The organism is Acidovorax sp. BoFeN1, from assembly GCF_003345135.1.
In the GTDB taxonomy this organism is placed as follows: domain Bacteria; phylum Pseudomonadota; class Gammaproteobacteria; order Burkholderiales; family Burkholderiaceae_C; genus Acidovorax; species Acidovorax defluvii.
The window spans coordinates 1-17737 of the sequence record NZ_QOZT01000078.1; the positions used below are offsets into that span (position 1 = coordinate 1).

18 protein-coding genes are annotated in these 17737 nt (G+C 61.3%); 2 read left to right on the plus strand and 16 right to left on the minus strand.

Annotation, left to right across the window (positions count from 1 at the left end):
* Window positions 1-679, minus strand: a 679-nt coding sequence (locus tag DTW89_RS15205; protein WP_147277666.1) for a sulfite exporter TauE/SafE family protein, incomplete at its 3' end; no start/stop codon positions are given.
* Window positions 680-710: 31 nt separating this feature from the next.
* Entirely contained in the window at window positions 711-2093 is a 1383-nt protein-coding gene (gene hemN / locus DTW89_RS15210; protein ID WP_114656551.1) for an oxygen-independent coproporphyrinogen III oxidase, read from the minus strand.
* A gap of 181 nt (window positions 2094-2274) precedes the next feature.
* Between hemN and fnr the strand changes: the two genes are divergently transcribed.
* Window positions 2275-2997, plus strand: coding sequence for a fumarate/nitrate reduction transcriptional regulator Fnr (gene fnr, locus DTW89_RS15215; RefSeq protein WP_024815431.1), 723 nt, complete (start codon window positions 2275-2277; stop codon window positions 2995-2997).
* A 56-nt stretch (window positions 2998-3053) separates the two neighbouring features.
* Here fnr and DTW89_RS15220 read toward each other — a convergent pair whose 3' ends face one another.
* The 9 genes from DTW89_RS15220 to DTW89_RS15260 form a co-directional block, all read right to left on the minus strand.
* Window positions 3054-3347 (minus strand): hypothetical protein, encoded by a 294-nt coding sequence (locus DTW89_RS15220; RefSeq protein ID WP_111866905.1) that lies wholly within the window; start codon window positions 3345-3347, stop codon window positions 3054-3056.
* A gap of 51 nt (window positions 3348-3398) precedes the next feature.
* A complete protein-coding gene (locus DTW89_RS15225; protein WP_114656552.1) occupies window positions 3399-3671 on the minus strand; it encodes a FixH family protein in 273 nt (90 codons plus the stop codon).
* Between the two features lie 64 nt (window positions 3672-3735).
* Complete coding sequence (gene ccoG, locus DTW89_RS15230; protein WP_114656553.1) at window positions 3736-5181, minus strand: cytochrome c oxidase accessory protein CcoG; 1446 nt, start codon at window positions 5179-5181, stop codon at window positions 3736-3738.
* A gap of 77 nt (window positions 5182-5258) precedes the next feature.
* Window positions 5259-6173: a cytochrome-c oxidase, cbb3-type subunit III gene (ccoP, locus tag DTW89_RS15235; protein WP_114656554.1), complete on the minus strand. Its 915-nt coding sequence runs from the start codon at window positions 6171-6173 to the stop codon at window positions 5259-5261.
* A gap of 24 nt (window positions 6174-6197) precedes the next feature.
* On the minus strand, window positions 6198-6335 hold the full coding sequence (locus DTW89_RS15240; RefSeq protein ID WP_024815436.1) for a cbb3-type cytochrome oxidase subunit 3: 138 nt from the start codon (window positions 6333-6335) through the stop codon (window positions 6198-6200).
* Window positions 6336-6347: 12 nt separating this feature from the next.
* Window positions 6348-6980 (minus strand): cytochrome-c oxidase, cbb3-type subunit II, encoded by a 633-nt coding sequence (ccoO, locus tag DTW89_RS15245; protein WP_114656555.1) that lies wholly within the window; start codon window positions 6978-6980, stop codon window positions 6348-6350.
* A gap of 18 nt (window positions 6981-6998) precedes the next feature.
* Window positions 6999-8438: a cytochrome-c oxidase, cbb3-type subunit I gene (gene ccoN / locus DTW89_RS15250; protein ID WP_114656556.1), complete on the minus strand. Its 1440-nt coding sequence runs from the start codon at window positions 8436-8438 to the stop codon at window positions 6999-7001.
* Between the two features lie 64 nt (window positions 8439-8502).
* Window positions 8503-8640 carry a cbb3-type cytochrome oxidase assembly protein CcoS gene (gene ccoS, locus DTW89_RS15255; protein WP_086912023.1) on the minus strand — a complete coding sequence of 46 codons (138 nt, stop codon included), beginning with the start codon at window positions 8638-8640 and terminating at the stop codon, window positions 8503-8505.
* Complete coding sequence (locus DTW89_RS15260; RefSeq protein ID WP_114656557.1) at window positions 8640-11081, minus strand: heavy metal translocating P-type ATPase; 2442 nt, start codon at window positions 11079-11081, stop codon at window positions 8640-8642. The genes ccoS and DTW89_RS15260 overlap by 1 nt, the downstream gene beginning before the upstream one ends.
* A gap of 104 nt (window positions 11082-11185) precedes the next feature.
* Between DTW89_RS15260 and DTW89_RS15265 the strand changes: the two genes are divergently transcribed.
* Window positions 11186-11629: a universal stress protein gene (locus tag DTW89_RS15265; RefSeq protein ID WP_114656558.1), complete on the plus strand. Its 444-nt coding sequence runs from the start codon at window positions 11186-11188 to the stop codon at window positions 11627-11629.
* Window positions 11630-11738: 109 nt separating this feature from the next.
* Here DTW89_RS15265 and DTW89_RS15270 read toward each other — a convergent pair whose 3' ends face one another.
* The 5 genes from DTW89_RS15270 to DTW89_RS15290 form a co-directional block, all read right to left on the minus strand.
* The gene (locus tag DTW89_RS15270; RefSeq protein ID WP_114656559.1) at window positions 11739-13304 is read right to left on the minus strand and encodes a malonate--CoA ligase; all 1566 of its coding nucleotides are present in this window, start codon (window positions 13302-13304) and stop codon (window positions 11739-11741) included.
* A gap of 6 nt (window positions 13305-13310) precedes the next feature.
* Window positions 13311-14129, minus strand: a complete 819-nt coding sequence (locus DTW89_RS15275) for an enoyl-CoA hydratase/isomerase family protein (protein WP_114656560.1) — start codon at window positions 14127-14129, stop codon at window positions 13311-13313.
* Window positions 14130-14149: 20 nt separating this feature from the next.
* Window positions 14150-15142, minus strand: a complete 993-nt coding sequence (locus DTW89_RS15280) for a Bug family tripartite tricarboxylate transporter substrate binding protein (RefSeq protein WP_024815444.1) — start codon at window positions 15140-15142, stop codon at window positions 14150-14152.
* 63 nt (window positions 15143-15205) lie between these two features.
* The gene (locus DTW89_RS15285; protein ID WP_114656561.1) at window positions 15206-16708 is read right to left on the minus strand and encodes a malonyl-CoA decarboxylase; all 1503 of its coding nucleotides are present in this window, start codon (window positions 16706-16708) and stop codon (window positions 15206-15208) included.
* Entirely contained in the window at window positions 16705-17373 is a 669-nt protein-coding gene (locus DTW89_RS15290; RefSeq protein WP_024815446.1) for a GntR family transcriptional regulator, read from the minus strand. The genes DTW89_RS15285 and DTW89_RS15290 overlap by 4 nt, the downstream gene beginning before the upstream one ends.
* Window positions 17374-17737 lie beyond the last annotated feature (364 nt).

Here is a 17737-nt window from a genome sequence, read left to right on the forward strand (position 1 = left end):
CCCCCACCAGTAGCGCCCCCGCCAGCCGGGTTCCCCAGCTGGCGCGCACCGCATTGATGCGTGTACGCAAGCGGCCCCACAACCAAGGGCCACCCACAAGCCAAAGACCGCTGCCCACTCCGAAAAGCAGCATGGTGACGGCGCCCTGCAGTGCACCACCGCTGAGCGCGGCAACCAGCAGCGCCGAATAAAGCAATCCGCAAGGCATGAGGGCCCAAAGCAGCCCCGCCACCATCAGCCCTCCAGGTGCACGGACAAGAGGTTGCACGCGGCGCCAAGCCGTGCGCCCGGCCCGCTCCACCCACACCGGCTGACGCGCCTGCACCATCATCATCAAGCCCCAGGCCATGACAGCAACGTGCATCAAGGTCCATACCGGACTCAGGGCCATGGTTTGCTGCGTCAGCCAGGCCAGGCTCTCCATGGCCAGCGCTGCCAGCGCGCCCGCCCCGGCATAGCCAAACAGGCGCCCAAGGTGAAACGCCAGCAACCGGCGCGGCATGCCGCCTTGCGGAACCCACTGCACTGCCTGAACCGCAACGTTGCCGGTTTCGTCCGCAGTGGAACGCGCCCCGCCCTGCCCCACCAGCGCACCGCAAGGTGCAGCGCACATGGCCAAGCAATGGGGCCCGCCTGCGAGACCCATGAACAAGGCAGTTACGGCGAGAGGCGCAAGCATTTATTAGGGTGCACAGTCCATTCAGTCAACGCTAGATGATGCGTGAGAACCTGGCCCGATTGCGGTCCGCCTGCAAATAGCGGTCAAACACCATTGCGATGCCGCGCACAAAAAACCATCCCATGGCCGTCACCTTGATGCTCTCTGAATTCAGCACAACAAGACCTTGTTCGGCCATGGTCTCCAGCTGCTCCAGCTCGAGCGCAAAATACTTCCGAGAATCAATAAGCCACGCTTGGTCAATGGGTTCAAACTGCAATTCACCTTGGCACATGAGCGCCATGATGACAGCCCTTCGGACCAGATCGTCACGGTTCAGCGCCAATCCACGCACCACAGGCAAACGTCCCTGGTCCAGATGGTCGTAATATTCCTCGAGCGACTTGGCGTTCTGACTGTAGGTGGCACCCACCCTGCCGATCGCCGACACCCCCAAGCCAATGAGGTCGCAATCGGGTTGGGTGCTGTAACCTTGAAAATTGCGGTGCAGTCGCCCTTGCCGCTTGGCAACGGCCAAAGCATCGGTGGGCAAAGCAAAATGGTCCATGCCCACATAGACATACCCGGCTTCCATGAAAGTGTCCAGCGAGCGCGAGAGCATGGTCACCTTGGCTGACGCCGCGGGCAGTTCTGTCGAGAGAATGCGCCGCTGAGGCTTGAAGCGATCTGGCAAGTGCGCATAGGCATACAGAGCAATCCGGTCTGGGCGCAACTGGACCACCTGAGCCAAAGTGCGGTCGAATGACTCGGGTGTCTGGCGTGGCAGCCCGTAGATCAAATCGACATTGACCGACTCAAAGCCCAGCGCGCGCGACGCCTCCACGAGCGCGAAGACCTGCTCTGCGGGCTGGATGCGGTGCACGGCCTTCTGAACCTCGGCATCGAAATCCTGAACGCCGAAGCTCAGACGATTGAAGCCCAACTCGGCCAGCACCGCCAGCCGATCTGCCGTGACAGTGCGTGGGTCCACTTCGATGGAGTACTCTCCGCCCGGGGCGAAAGTGAAGCTGCGCCGCAGCGTGGCCATGAGCTGCCGCAATCCATCGTCCGAGAGGAACGTAGGTGTTCCCCCCCCCAAATGCAGCTGACTGACAACCTGCCCGGTGCCGCAATGGGCCGTGTGCAGATCAATCTCGCGGCTCAAGTAGCGCAAGTACACATCCGCACGGTCGTGGTGCTTGGTGATGATTTTGTTGCAAGCGCAGTAGTAACACAGCGATTCGCAAAAGGGGATATGGACGTACAGGGACAATGGCAACGCCATCGCCGTGGTGCCAAGCCGACGCTGCGAAAGCGCGAGGGCATAATCCTCCTGCCCAAAAGCTTCGACAAACCTGTCGGCCGTTGGGTATGAGGTGTAACGGGGCCCTGGCACGTCAAAACGGCGCAGAAGTTCTGGTGAAACAGCGGTCATTGGAAAATATCCTTGCGTGCAGCAGTACTGTGCCGTACCCTTCGCCCAACGTCCTTGACTTTAATCAAGAGGATGGTCGGACGTAGCGGCGACAATTTGATTCATGTCAGCAGCCGAGCGCACAAATCGCGTCCCGCCAGCCACACACCAATTATCCCTGCCCAACCAGACTCCAGTGTCCATGAATCCGCAAACCATCAAAGTCGCCTGCTCCAACTGCAACCTGCGAGAACTCTGCATGCCCGTTGGTCTGAACGAGCAGCAGCTGCAACGGATTGATGAAGTCGTGGCTGTACGACGAAAAATCAAACGGGGAAGTACGCTGTTTCGCAATGGCGAGTCGTTCACTTCGCTCTATGCCATCCGTACCGGGTTTTTCAAGACCTGCGTCGCCACGGAAGACGGACGCGATCAGGTCACGGGCTTTCAGATGGCCGGTGAAATCATCGGACTGGATGGCATCGTCAACGATCACCACACCTGCGATGCCGTCGCGCTCGAAGACGCCGAAGTGTGTGTCATGCCTTTCGATCGCATCGAAGAGCTGTCGCGCGAAGTCTCTGCACTGCAGCACCACGTTCACAAGATCATGAGCCGTGAAATCGTGCGCGAGCACGGCGTGATGCTTTTGCTTGGCAGTATGCGCGCAGAGGAGCGCCTCGCAGCCTTTCTTCTCAATCTGGTGCAACGCCTTCATGCCCGCGGGTTCTCTCAATCAGAGCTGGTGCTGCGAATGACACGAGAGGAAATCGGCAGCTACCTGGGTCTCAAGCTGGAAACGGTGAGCCGAACGTTCTCCAAATTTGTGGAAGACGGCATCGTGGAAGTCAAGCAGCGCCACGTTCGCATTCTGGACACCGAAGCCCTCAGGCGAATCGTCAACAACCAACAGGCCTGCCACTGAGCAGCCACCTGAAATCGCGCCCCCCACTGAGTCGCCTCACTGCAACGGCATGGCGGCTACGGGCAGGGCGTCACTTTGTGACAATCGTCGGGCCGAGCATGCGCAGGCACAGGACAACGATTGAGCTCAAAAGGTGACATGGACAGCAGGGTAGTCAACGCACTGGCAACCATGGTGATGATCCAGAACACGAAAAAAGCGAGGGTGTAGACACCCTCGCGAGACAGCGTCAAGGGCTGGCCAAACCAATGCAGATCCTGCGGATCCACCATGGCAAAAACCAGCATTTCGAGAATGCCCGCCACCATGAAGGCAGGCCATGCAATCCACATCAGGCGTTGTGTCCACATCGTCTTGTTTCCTTTAATCTTGGCAAAAGATTGCGCATGCGGAGTGCCAACTCAGCGGGGCTGATCTCCGGCAGGAGTCGCCGCGTGGTTCCGGGCTTTCAGTGCAGGAGCCAAGCTTTTTTCTGGTTGCGCCAGCGTCTGGTTGATTTCAAGCCCCTTGCGGTAATAGTCTTCGGCCACAACGGGGTCTGGGCGGCTGATGGCCAGCCACAAGGTGACAAAACCAGCGATCACCACAATGACCGGCCCGGCAATCACCAGCCAGACATGACCGAATCTCCACCAAGGTTGCGGTTCACGATTAACAGCGGGGTTGGACGACATGGAATCTCCTTGGAACATCAACAATACAAGTCACGAACGCGGCGGAGAGTACACTGACTTTCACTCAACGTGGAACCAGAAAAATGGATTTTTCGGCGACTTTGCCACCGTTTTCCAGCGCTGATATGTCGAAATGAATCGCATGAGAGCCTGAAGGGGCCGAACCATAGGGAATTTGCAGCCGCACGGCGACCCAGCGGGATTCTGCGGCGCCAATTTCAACTTCCTGCTCCGATGCCACTTCAAGGCCCTCCAGGCCGGTCGCCGAAATGCGATAGCGCTGCTCGGCCTCTGTGGCGTTCATGATTTGCAGCCGATAGACATTTTCAAGTTTGCCCCCCGCAACAATTCGGGACAAGGCGGCACGGTCGCGCACGATGTCTACCTTCAGTGGTGTGCGGGTTGTCAGGCTGACCAGCATACCCACGCACAAGGCAACCAGAACAGCGGTGTATATGAGCACACGAGGGCGCAAGACATGGCGCAAGATCTGCGACTGATTCCAGCGATTGAGGACACCATTCTGCGTTGAATACCGTATCAGCCCCTTGGGGTAATGCATCTTGTCCATCACGGTATTGCAGGCATCTACACAAAGGCCACAGCCAATGCACTCATATTGCAGGCCCTTGCGGATATCAATACCGACCGGGCATACCTGTACACACAAGGTGCAATCGATGCAGTCGCCCAAACCCTTGGCCTTGTAGTCCACCGTCTTGACACGGGGTCCGCGAGGCTCACCTCGGGCTTCGTCGTAAGTCACGATGAGCGTGTCACGATCAAACATTGCACTCTGAAACCGCGCATAGGGGCACATGTATTTGCATACCTGCTCCCTGAGAAAACCCGCGTTGCCGTAAGTGGCCAGCCCGTAAAAAAGTACCCAGAAAATCTGCCAACCGCCGGCAAAAGCCAACAACTCTGGACCCAACTCTCGTATGGGCACAAAATAACCCACAAAAGTGAAACCAGTCCAAAGCGACACGGCGATCCACGCGGTCTGCTTCAAAAACTTCTTGCGGATCTTTTCGAATGTCCAGGGACTGGCATCGAGCCGCAACCGGGCACTACGATCCCCCTCGATCTTGTGCTCCATCCACATGAACATCTCGGTATAGACCGTCTGTGGACAAGCAAAGCCACACCACAACCGGCCAGCAACCGCCGTGAACAGAAACAGCGAGAGTGCCGAGATGATCAGCAACCCCGTCAGGTAAATAAAATCCTGCGGGTACAGAACCAACCCAAAAATATAGAAACGACGGGCACCCAGATCAAACAGCACCATCTGGCGCTGACCCCACTCGAGCCACGGCAACCCATAAAAAACGAGCTGCGTGAGAAACACCATGGCCCAGCGCCAGCGCGCAAAGTACCCGCTGATCGATCGCGGGTAAATCTTCTTTTGCGCCTCGTAGAGGGAAACGAATTCACCCTCTGCCGATGGTTCGGGTGTGGCCGCCGCAATGGGGATGACCTTGCGCGGTGGCCTGTCAGATGATGTCATGGTGCAGGCGGTAGAGGCAGAAAAATGAACACTTCAGGACAACGACCCAGCCAAGAGGCGGCTGGGTCGCTCCGATTTCAGCGGGCAGCTGCGGGCTTGTTGGACAAGCCCCATACATACGAGGCCAGCACGCCAATCTGCGCTTCTGACAGCTTGTCTGCTTGCGCAGGCATCTCGTTGACCTTGCCATTATTGATCATGGTGGTAATGGCTGCTTCACCCCAGCCATGCAACCAGATGTCGTCCGTGAGGTTGGGGGCGCCCAAAGCCTGGTTGCCCTTGCCGTCCATGCCGTGGCATGCCGCGCAGGAAACGAACTTGGACTTGCCCAGCGAGGCGCGCAAGGAATCATGCGGACTGTTCGACAGGCTCAGCACGTAATGCGACAGATTGCGCACATCTTCCGGCGAACCTACTGCGGCTGCCATGGGAGGCATGTTGCCGATACGCCCCTTTTGCAGCGTCTCGCGGATCTTTTCGGGATTGCCTCCGTGCAGCCAGTCGTTATCCGCAAGGTTGGGGAATCCCTTGCTGCCGCGGGCATCCGAACCGTGGCACTGGGCACAGTTGTTCATGAACAAGCGCTCGCCAATAGCATGGGCTTGCGGGTCCACTGCAACGTCTTCAGGCTTCATGGAAGCAAAGCGTGCATACAAAGGCTCGATTTCCGTTTTGGCCTTGGCCATTTCGGCCTCGTACTCACCCTTTTGCGTCCAGTTCAATTTACCGGTGAAGGTACCAAGACCGGGGTAGGCGGCCAAATAACCAAGACCAAAGACGATGGTGATGACGAACAGCCACACCCACCAACGCGGCAGGGGGTTGTTCATTTCTACCAGATCCTCGTCCCAGACGTGGCCGGTGGTGTTGTCGGCCGTGGCCGAGACTTTCTTGCGGCCAGCCATCCATAGCAGAATGCCGCAGGCGATGATGCCGACAAGGGTCAGCGTGGTCACAAAGACCGACCAGAAATTGCTGGTGAAGTCACTCATGGGGTGTTCTCGTTCTGGTGAAGGTCAATCTTGCTTGAAGGGCAGCTGGGCTGCCTCATCAAACCGGGACTTGTTGCGGCCCCTGTAGGCCCAAACCCAGATGCCAATAAAGCAAGCCATCGATGCCAGTGTGGCGACGATGCGCATGGTCGTGATGTCCATGGCAAATTTCCTTTACTTGAGCGCACGGCCCATGACTTGCAGGTAAGCCACCAGGGCATCCATTTCGGTCTTGCCCTTGACATCAGCGGCAGACGCAGCGATTTGCTCGTCGGTATAAGGCACGCCCACTGTTCGCAGCGCCTTCATGCGCGGGGCTACATCGGCTGGATCAACGGCGTTTTTCTCAAGCCATGGATACGCGGGCATATTGGACTCGGGCACCACGTCGCGCGGATTGTTCAGGTGGATGCGATGCCATTCGTCGCTGTACTTTCCTCCCACGCGATGCAGATCGGGGCCCGTGCGCTTGCTACCCCACTGAAACGGATGGTCGTAAACATACTCACCGGCTACCGAATAATGGCCATAGCGCAGTGTTTCAGCGCGGAACGGCCGGATCATCTGCGAGTGGCAGTTGTAGCAACCTTCACGGATGTAAACATCCCGGCCCATCAACTGAAGCGACGAGTATGGCTGCACGCCGGTCACCGCCTCGGTTGTGGACTTCTGGAAGAACAGTGGCACGATTTCCACCAGGCCGCCAATGGCGATCACTAGCAGAATCAGCACGATCATCAAAAAGTTATTGGTTTCCACCTTCTCGTGGGTGAAGCCGCCAGAAGCATTTTGGTTGTTGTCAGACATGAATAGGCTCCTTGGGGCTCAGGCGTGGGCAGCGTTCACGGCGGGAATAGCCACCTTGACCGAACGACCCGAAATAGCGGTTGCCCACACGTTCCAGGCCATGATGATCATGCCGCCCAGATACAGCAGCCCACCGGCCACACGGATCACGTAAAACGGATAGGTCGCCTTCACACTTTCAACAAAGGTGTAGGTCAACGTGCCATCCGCATTGATGGCACGCCACATCAGGCCCTGCATCACGCCGGCAATCCACATGGCGGCGATGTACAGCACGATGCCGATGGTGGCCATCCAGAAGTGCAGTTCAATCGCCTTGATGGAGTGCATCTTTTCCCGACCAAACAGACGCGGAACCAGGTAGTACAGCGAACCCATGGTGATCAGACCCACCCAACCCAAGGCACCCGAGTGCACGTGGCCCACGGTCCAGTCGGTGTAATGGCTGAGCGCATTGACGGTCTTGATGGACATCATCGGACCTTCGAACGTGGACATGCCGTAGAACGACAGCGACACGATCAAAAAGCGCAGGATGGGGTCGTCACGCAGCTTGTGCCAGGCACCCGACAGGGTCATGATGCCGTTGATCATCCCGCCCCAGCTGGGGGCCAGCAAGATGAGGGAGAACACCATGCCCACCGATTGCGTCCAGTCAGGCAGCGCGGTGTAATGCAGGTGGTGTGGGCCCGCCCACATGTAGGTGAAGATAAGTGCCCAGAAGTGGACGATGGACAGGCGATAGCTGTACACCGGACGGCCCGCCTGCTTGGGAATGAAGTAATACATCATGCCAAGGAAGCCCGTGGTGAGGAAAAAGCCCACCGCATTGTGGCCGTACCACCATTGCACCATGGCATCCTGCACACCGGCGTAAGCCGAGTAGCTCTTCATAAAACCAGCAGGAATGGATGCACTGTTAACAATGTGCAGCAGCGCCACCGCCAAAATGAAGGCCCCAAAGAACCAGTTGGCCACATAGATGTGTTTGACCTTGCGCGTGCCCACGGTGCCAAAAAACACGATGGCATAGGACACCCAGGTCACTGCAATCAGGATGTCAATCGGCCATTCCAGCTCGGCATATTCCTTGCCCTGGGTGTAGCCCAGGGGCAGGCTGATCGCCGCCGCCACAATGACCAGTTGCCAGGCCCAGAAAGTGAACGCCGCAAGCCCAGGTGCGAACAGGCGCGTCTGGCAGGTGCGCTGCACCACGTAGTAGCTGGTGGCAAACAGGCCGCAACCACCAAACGCAAAAATCACCGCGTTGGTGTGCAGTGGACGCAAGCGCCCATAACTGAGCCAGGAAATACCGAAGTTGAGTTCTGGCCAGGCAAGCTGGGCGGCGATGAACACGCCGACCAGCATGCCAACCACCCCCCAGACCACGGCCATGATAGAAAACTGGCGTACTACTGTGTCGCTGTAGTGCGCAGTCATTGTTTTTGGAGAATCCATCGGGCACCTCGTTTTAGTACTGGAATAGTTTTATTTAAGTAGGGTTATTTAACATTGATGCATGTCAATCGTCCCGAAAAATTCTCTCGCCCTCTTGCTCCACGCTCTCGAATTGGCCGTGATAGATCGCCCACCACAGGCCCGCCAGGACCATCAGGACCAAAATCACAGACAAGGGGATCAGTAAATACAGGATGTCCATCAGACCGGGTCCAAGGAAGATTGGGAAGCAGTGGTCATGCGGGCTGGGCCTTTCATCTGGTCTGGCATGTTCGGGCCTGGCGCCGCCGCACCCGGCAATGCACGGGACAAACGGGCGGCGTTCAGCACCACCAGCAGCGAACTGAGCGCCATGCCAAGCCCCGCCAGCCAGGCCGGCATCCAGCCGACCAACGCCAAGGGCACGCACAGCGCGTTGTAGCCTGCAGCCCACCATAGATTCTGCCTGACCACTCGCAAGGTCCGGCGCGCAAGCAACAAGGTTTGCGTAACCAGCGCCAGACTGCCCCCCAGCACCACGAAGTCAGCGCGTGATTGTGCCAGCGGCACCGAGCGACCAAAGGCGAACGACACATTGGCACCCGCCAGAACTGGGCCATCATTGAGACCATCGCCCACCATGGCCACATGGTGCCCCTGTGCCTGCAGCGCCTGCAAGGCAAGCAGCTTGTCCTGGGGGGTGCATTCGCCCTGCGCCTGGGATATGCCCGCCTGCGTGGCCATCCGCTGCACCGCGCCCAGCCGGTCACCCGACATTATCTGCACCGACACGCCCGCCTGTTGCAGCGCACGCACCACTTCTGCAGCCTCGGGCCGCACATCTTCAATCACATCAAACCGTGCCAGCTCGGTGAACTGGCCGTCACTCCCCTGCCCCGAAAGCACCACCTGCAACACCTCACCACCATCTTGTGCGGGTACCCCCGCGTGGCGGGCCGAACCCAAGCGCAGCCAGCGCGGGGCAGCGTTGCCCGATGCGTCGTGCACTTCGGCAGTCAACCCCTGGCCCGCCTCTTCACGCAGGTTCACCGCGCTCCAGCGAGCGCTGTCCGCAGATGCCGCCGCCACAATGGCGCGGGACGCGGGATGCATGGATTGCCGCGCCAGCGTGGCCGCCAGCGCCAGAGCCTCGCCCTGGTCCAGCCCGGGTGCGCATCTAACGGACTGCACGGCCATGCCGTCCCGGGTGAGCGTGCCCGTCTTGTCAAACACCAGCGCATCCACGCTTGCCAGGGCCTCCAGCCCCTGCAGGTTGCGCACCAGCACGCCGTGGCGGGCCAGCGTGCCGGCCGCTGTCAACATGGCCACCGGCGTGGCCAGCGACAAGGCGCATGGGCAGGTGACGATAAGCACCGCCACGGCCACCATCAGCGCGTGGCCCGGATCGGAAGGCCACCACCAGACCACCGCCAGACCGGCTGCCAGCAACACGGCCAGGAGGAAAGGCCGCGCAATGCGGTCCGCCAGCTGGGCGAGGCGGGGTTTTTGCAAAGAGGCGCTTTCCATCAGCGCCAGAATCTGGGCGAAACGGGTTTGCCCGCCAATGCCCTCCACCCCCACCTCGACCGGCGCCTGCAGGTTGTAGCTGCCCGCCGTGACCTGGCTGCCTTCGGGGCGCTCAACCGGGGTGGATTCCCCCGTGAGCAGGGCTTCATCGGCCTGGGTGTTGCCGCGGGTGATGCAGCCATCGGCAGGAAAAGCCTCGCCCGGCAGCACACGAATGGTGTCCCCCACAGCCAGCCGACGCGCGGCTACGCGCACAAACACACCGTCGGCCCCGCGCCGCTCCACGCTGTCGGGCAGGCGGTTCATGACAGCCTCCAGCGCACCGGCCGTACGGTCTCTTAAACGCAACTCCAGCCACCGGCCGGTCAACAGAAAAAAGACGAACATGGTCAGCGAATCGTAAAAAACCTCGCGGCCAAAGATTCCCGCAGGGTCAAACGTTCCGGCCGTGCTCACGACAAAGGTGATGCCCATGCCCAGAGCCACCGGCAAGTCCATGCTGACGCGGCGCTGGCGGATATCCCGCAGCGCGCTGGTGAAAAACGGTCCGCAGGCAAAGAACACCACCGGCAGCGTCAGCACCCACGAGGCCCAGCGCAGTAATTGCTCCATTTCGCCGGTCAGATCGCCCGGCTGCGCCACGTAGGCGGGCCACGCGTACATCATGACCTGCATCATGCAAAAGCCCGCCACCAGCCAGCGCCACAGCGCAAGCCGGCTCTCGCGCTGGCGCTGTTCGCGGGCGTGGGAGTCCATGGCAGGCAAGGCCCGGTAACCCGCCTTCTGGACAGCGGCCATCCACTGCGACGGCAAAACCTGGCTGGGCCGCCACACCACGCGGGCGCGGTGCGTGGCGCCGCTCACGTCCACCTGCTCCACCCCCGGAACCGCGCGCAAGGCGTCTTCGATGGTCAGGGCACAGGCGGTGCAATGCATGCCTTCCAGCACCACGTTCGACTCCCACACCGCACCGGGCGACGCGGGTGCAAGCGCCTCGCGAGCATCTTGCGCAGCCACCGCATCCTGGGCACCACTGCCCGCCGGCCGGCGCAGGCGCCCGAAAGCAGACCACTCCTGCGGGTCGTCCAGCAGCACATGGGCCACCATATCTGGCAAAGTGGAGGAGTTCGTGGACATGGTTCGAGCCTACAGACGGAACATGACACGCACATTGACGTGGATCAAGCCGTAAATTATGGCCCTCTCTAAGCTCTAACAATCCCTATTTCGAGGAGTCAAGTATGTACAAGCGCATTCTGGTTGCCACTGATGGTTCAGCACTTTCCAACAAGGCGGTTGAAACTGGCCTGTCCCTGGCGGCCCTGTCGGGTGCGACGGTCGTGGCACTGAAGGTGGTTCCGCGCTATCCGCGCAGCTATTTTGAAGGCGGCATGCCGGTTGACTTGATCGACGTGAAACGCATCGAGCAGCAATGGGGCGACGCCGCCCAGGAGCTCGTTGACAAAGTGAAGGCCCAGGGCAGCGCCGAGGGCGTGACGGTCAAGGCGGTGGTGGCCAAGTCCGACCTGGTGGCCGAAGCGGTGATCTCCGCCGCCAAAAAGCACAAGTGCGACCTGATCGTGATGGCATCGCACGGCCGCAAGGGCCTCAAGCGCCTGCTGCTGGGCAGCGAAACCCAGCATGTGCTCACGCACTCGCACATTCCGGTGCTGGTGCTGCGTTAAGCAGAAAAATAGCCTCTAGCCCTTTATCGATAAGCGCTAAAAGCTATTAAAAGCAAAGCAAAACGGGGCCGCAATGGCCCCGTTTTTTCATGGTCGGCAAGCCGGGCGTTCAGGCAAACAAACCCTTGTGCTGCTCACGCAGCAGGTTCTTTTGCACCTTGCCCATGGTGTTGCGTGGCAGCTCGGTCGCCACAAAACAGCGCTTGGGAATCTTGAAATTGGCCAGCTGCGACTTGAGCTGCGCCACGATGGCCTCGCCGTCGAGCTTGGCGCCCGGCTTGGCGATGACCACCGCCACACCCACCTCGCCAAAATCGGGGTGCGGCACACCCACCACCGCGCTCTCAGCCACGCCCGGCATGTCGTTGATGGCGCTCTCGATCTCAGCGGGATAGACGTTGTAGCCGCCGCTGATGATGAGATCCTTGCTGCGCCCCACGATGCTCACGTAGCCACGCTCATCCACCTTGCCCACGTCGCCAGTCTTGAACCAGCCATCCTGGGTGAACTCTTCGGCCGTCTTCTCGGGCATGCGCCAGTAGCCCTTGAACACGTTGGGCCCCTGCACCTGGATGTTGCCGATCTCGCCCACTGGCACGGCCCTGCCCGCGTCATCGACCACGCGCACGCCGACACCCGGCAAGGCAAAGCCCACGGTGCTGCCACGCCGCTCGCTCTGGCCGCCATGGCGCGCGTCCGCGCTGTACGGGTTGGAGGTGAGCATGATGGTCTCGCTCATGCCGTAGCGCTCCAGAATGGTGTGGCCGGTGCGCTCGCGCCAGGCAGTGAAGGTTTCGATCAGCAAAGGCGCCGAGCCTGCGATGAACAAGCGCATGTTCTTCGTGGCGTCCTTGTTCAACCCCACCTCGGCCAGCAGGCGCACATACAGTGTGGGCACCCCCATGAACACGGTAGCGCGCGGCATGGCCGCCAGCACGGCCTTGGGGTCGAACTTCGCCATCCAGATCATCTTGCTGCCATTGAGCAGCGCGGCGTGAATGGCCACGAACAGGCCATGCACATGAAAGATGGGGAGCGCGTGGATGAGTACATCGCCGGGTTGGAAGCCCCAGTAGTCCTTGAGCGTGACGGCATTGCTCAGCAGGTTGCCATGCGTCAGCATGGCCCCCTTGCTGCGGCCCGTGGTGCCGCTGGTGTACAGAATGGCGGCGAGGTCATCCACCCCCTTGTCAACAGGCTGGTGAACGTCGGCATGGGGCGCGGCACGATCGAGCAGGCTGCCCGTGCGGTCGTCGCCCAGTGTGAAGACATGCTGCGTGCCCGCCTTGAAGGCGATCTTGGACACCCAGCCAAAGTTGCCCGGCGTGCACACCACCACAGCGGGCTCGGCATTGCCGACAAAGTATTCAATCTCGCCGCTTTGGTAGGCGGTATTGAGCGGCAAAAACACATAGCCCGCGCGCAGCGTGGCCAGATACAGCAGCATCGCCTCGACCGACTTTTCGACTTGGACCGCCACGCGGCTGCCCGAAGGCAACTTCAGTGACGCCAGCAGATTGGCGATGCGCGCGCTGGCGTGGTCCAGGTCGCGCCAGGTGTAGAGCAGCGGCTCGCCCTGGGGCGAGGTGGTTTCGACGGCGATCTGGTCCAGGTCGCCAGGAAAAGCGGCGCGCAGGGCGCAAAACAGGTTGGAGTTGCTGTTCGGTTGGGTCATGGCAAATCAAAAAACAGGAGAACGTTTGGCCAAAAAGGCGGCGATGCCTTCGCGGTGCTCGGCGCTGTCGGCGTAGGCATAGGGGTCGGGTGTGCCATTTACTATATTTTCAATAGCTGCCAGCGCTTTACCATCGGGCGCTTGCGGCACTTTTAATGCCCGAAAAGTCTGCTTATTCATGCGTGCAGCACCAGGCGCCAGCGCTGCCACGCGGCAGGCCGTGCCCAGCGCATCGGCGGCCAGCAGTGCGGGCTCGGTCACGCGGCTCAGAAACCCGCGTGCCAGCATCTCTGCTGCAGAAAAGGTGGCTGCCTCCAGCAGCATCTGGCGTGCGGTGACATCGCCCACCGCGCCCGCCACCAGTTGCGCTTCACGCGGTGCCATGGGAAAACCCAGCCGGGCGATGGGCGCGCCAAAGCGTGCGCTGCTGCCGGCAATGCGGATATCGCAACAGCTGGCAATCTCCACGCCAGCGCCCATGCAGGCCCCGGTGATGTGCGCCACGATGGGCACGTCGCAATCGAGCATGGCCTGCAGCCCACCCCAGACGTCGTTTTCGTGGAAGTCGCGCAGCGCGGCGGTGTCGAAACGGAACGCCGGATATTCCGAAATATCGCCGCCAGCGCAGAAAGCACCATCTGCCCCCTCTATTTGCACGCAGCGCACATCTGTATTGCGCTGAATGCTCTCAAAAACAGAGCGTAGCTGGCGCCACATGGCGCGTGACATCGCGTTGAGCCGGCCGGTGTGGCGCAGCGTGACATGCACCACACCCGCTTCGCCGGCCGCTCCTGCGGCCCGCGCCGCGACAACTTCCCCAGGCATACGATCCCTTTCTGCGTGCTTCAGTCCAGCTTGGCGCCAGCGGCCTTGACCACCTGCGCCCAACGGCCCACCTCGGCGCTGACAAAGCTCGCAAACTGCGCCTGCGTCATGCCTCCGTAGTCGGCACCGTTGCTGGCCCAGATGGCCTTGATTTCGTCGGCAGTGCCGATGCGGCGAATGTCTTCGACGATGCGCGCCTGCACATCGGCCGGCGTGCCCTTGGGCGCCCACAGGCCGTACCAGGTGGTCACGGTGTAGTCGGGCAGGCCCACCTCGGCGGCACACGGCACATCGGGGAAGGCAGGGTTGCGCTGATTGCCCGACACCATCAGCGCTTTGATGCGCCCGCTCTTGATGTGCGTGGCCGACGAGCCCAGGCCGTCAAACATCATGTCCACATTGCCAGCAATCAGGTCTTGCAGCGCCGGGCCGGCGCCGCGGTAAGGAATGTGCGTGATGAAGGTGCCCGTTTGCTGCTTGAACAGCTCGCCAGCCAGATGGTGCGAGGTGCCGGCGCCGGCCGAACCGTAGTTGAGCTTGGCGGGGTTGCGCTTGACGTGCTCCAAAAACTGCTTGAAGTTACTGACCGGCACGGCCTTGGGGTTGATGACCAGCACCTGGGGCACATTGGCCAGCAACGCCAGCGGGACGAAATCTTTTTCGATGTTGTAGTCGAGCCGGGGGTACATCGACGGCGCAATGGCGTGGTGCACTGCGCCCATGAACAGGGTGTAGCCGTCGGGGGCGCCCTTGGCCGCGTAACTCGCGCCCACCGTGCCGCCCGCCCCACCACGGTTGTCGATCACCAGCGTCTTGCCCGTGACCTTGGAAAACTGCGCGGCCAGGGGGCGCGCAAAGGCGTCGGTGCCACCCCCGGCGGGAAACGGCACCACCAGGTTCACAGGCTTGTTGGGCCAGGCCGACTGCGCCCAGCTGCCGCCTGTGGCCATTGCCAGCCCGGCTGCGGTGGCGCCAGCCAAAAGCGTGCGGCGTTGCATGCGGTGTTCTTTCATTTTGTCTCCTGTCGTCGTTGTAAAAATGGAAAGAGAAAGCCCCCCAAAGCCCTGGCGTGCTGCCTATCCGCCGCGGCACAGGCTATCGATGTCCCCCGACACCGGCACCTTGCCTTGGGCCAGCAGGTTGCGGTGCTTGTCGATGCGCTTGAGGTCGTACAAATAATTCACCATCAGCCCAAACGATTGTTTCATTCCCTTGGCCGACGGATCGCCTGCCCAGTTGATGCGCTCCACACGGGCGCCGTTGCCCAGGTGAAACCGCGCCACTGCGTCCACGGGTTTGCCATCTTGCAGCTCGCGCCCCAGATAGTAAGCGGCACATTCCATCAACATCTGGCGCACGGGCGAGCGCGCGTCCAGCTCCAGCGCCTTGTCTGCGGCAGCAAGCAGATGGGCAGACTGCGGCGGCTCGGCCCCCACTGCCCGGCCCAGTTCGGTGCGCCGTTTTTCGTCAAGGCGCTCCAGCATGGCGCCTGCATTCTTGCCCAGCCAGCCCCGAAAGCCCGGAATGGGCGACAGCGTGGCAAAAGTGCGCAGGCGCGGAAACTCGGCTGTGAGCGTTTCGACCACATGCTTGATGAGCGAATCGCCAAAGCTCACGCCGCGCAGCCCCGGCTGCGTGTTGCTGATCGAATAGAAGATGGCGGTCGTGGCCTTTTTCAGATCGGCAGGTGCCGCCGCCTCGTCCAGCAGCGGCGTGATGCTGCTGGATATGCGGTCCACCAGCGCCACCTCCACAAAAATCAGCGGCTCGTTGGGCAGGCGCGGGTGAAAGAAGCCGTAGCAGCGGCGGTCGCTGTCGAGCCGATTTTTCAGGTCTGCCCAGCTGCGGATGTCGTGCACGGCCTCGTATTTGATGAGCTTTTCGATCAGCGAGGCCGGCGAATCCCACGACAGGCGCCTGAGCTCCAGAAAGGCCACGTCGAACCAGGTGGTGAACAGGTGCTCCAGATCGGCATCGAGCGCCACCAGCCGTTTGTCGGACTTGAGCTGGGGCAGCAGCTCGGCGCGCAAGTCCACCAGAAAGCGCATGCCCTCAGGAAAAACGGCAAAACGCTGCATCAGCCGCGTGCGCGGCGACACCAGGGCCCGGCGCAGGCTGATTTCTGCCTGCCCTTCGTCGGCTGTGCCGGCGGCGGCTTCGTAGCGCTGGCGCGCCGATTGAAAGCGCGTGGCATCGGGCGCAAACTGCTCGCACAGCAGCAACCACATGTCGCGGCGCTCTTCGGGCTCGGCCTGGCCGTACCAGCCGGCGACCACCTGGGCACGGCGACCACCTTCCAGCTCGCTGACCTGTGGCGCCACTACGTCTTGCAGATCGGCCAGCAGGCGGCGCAGGGCGCGGGGCGACAGCGACTCATTGCCGCGCCGCAGCGTGGCCTGCAGGCGCTCGTGCGTGGAGCGCGGCGCTGGCACCTTGGTGGCTGCGCCATCGGCCACCTGCTTGTCGGCCAACGGTTTGTCGGCCGCGGGTTTGGACGCCTTGGGTGCCTTGTCGGTGGACGGCGCCCCGGAACGCAGCCGCGACACGCTGCGGGTGATCCATTCGGTGGTGTTGGTCATGGGTTCAACCTGGATTGTTGATTGCGGGCCACATCACGCAGCGCCTCGCGCTGGTGCAGCAGATGGGTGCGCATGGCGGCCTCCGCCGCTTCGCTGTCGCGACGCTTGAGGGCGTCAAACACCGCCAGATGCTCGGCCAGGCTTTGCTGCAGGCGGCCCGGTGCATGCAGTTGCTGCAAACGGGCCAGGCGCAATATCTTGCGCAAATCGCCGATCGCCTGGGCCAGCCAGCGGTTGTCGGCCAGCGTGATGAAGGCTTCGTGAATGGCGTGATTGGCCGCGTAGTAGTCGGTAATGCGCCCCTCGGCGGCACACTGCTGCAGGCGCTGGTGCAGCACTTGCAGCGCTGCCACATCGGCATCGCCTGCCCGGCAGGTGGCCCCATGCGCCGCCCGGCCCTCCAGCAAGGCAATCACGGGGAAAATTTCGTCCAGATCTCGCTCGGTGACCTCGGCCACAAAGCAGCCACGGCGCGGCTCGTGGCGCAGCAAGCCTTCGGCCACCAGCACCTTGAGCGCCTCGCGCAGGGGAGTGCGCGATATGGCCAGTCGCTCGCACAGCGCGGCCTCGTCCAGAAAACTGCCCGGCGGCAACGACCCCGCAAAGATCTGCTCGCGCAGCCGCGATGCGGCTTCGTCGTGCAGAGAGTTGGGAACGGGGCGCATGGCGGCAAATGGCTCCTGGGTTGACCGGGCTCGGCATGGGGTGCTGCCACCCCGACACAGGCCCAAGACGCATCATCCTGCAATCGCATCGAACACGACGCCAAGGCAGCACATTCAATGTAATTTTTCATAATTATGGAAAATGATGCGAACTAAATCCATCAGGGCTTTCAAGCACGAGGCGTTATAGGCCAAGGCCCCAACGGTCCGCGGTGGCTGGACACCTTGTCCCGTGCCGCCCCCACCCTCTTTCGGTAGCGCACTGCCAATGCCCCCGGCTGACGGCCAGCACCGGCCTGCACCGCACCCCGTGCACCTACAATGCCGCCCCTGCCCTGCCCACCCATACCGCCATGAACATCGT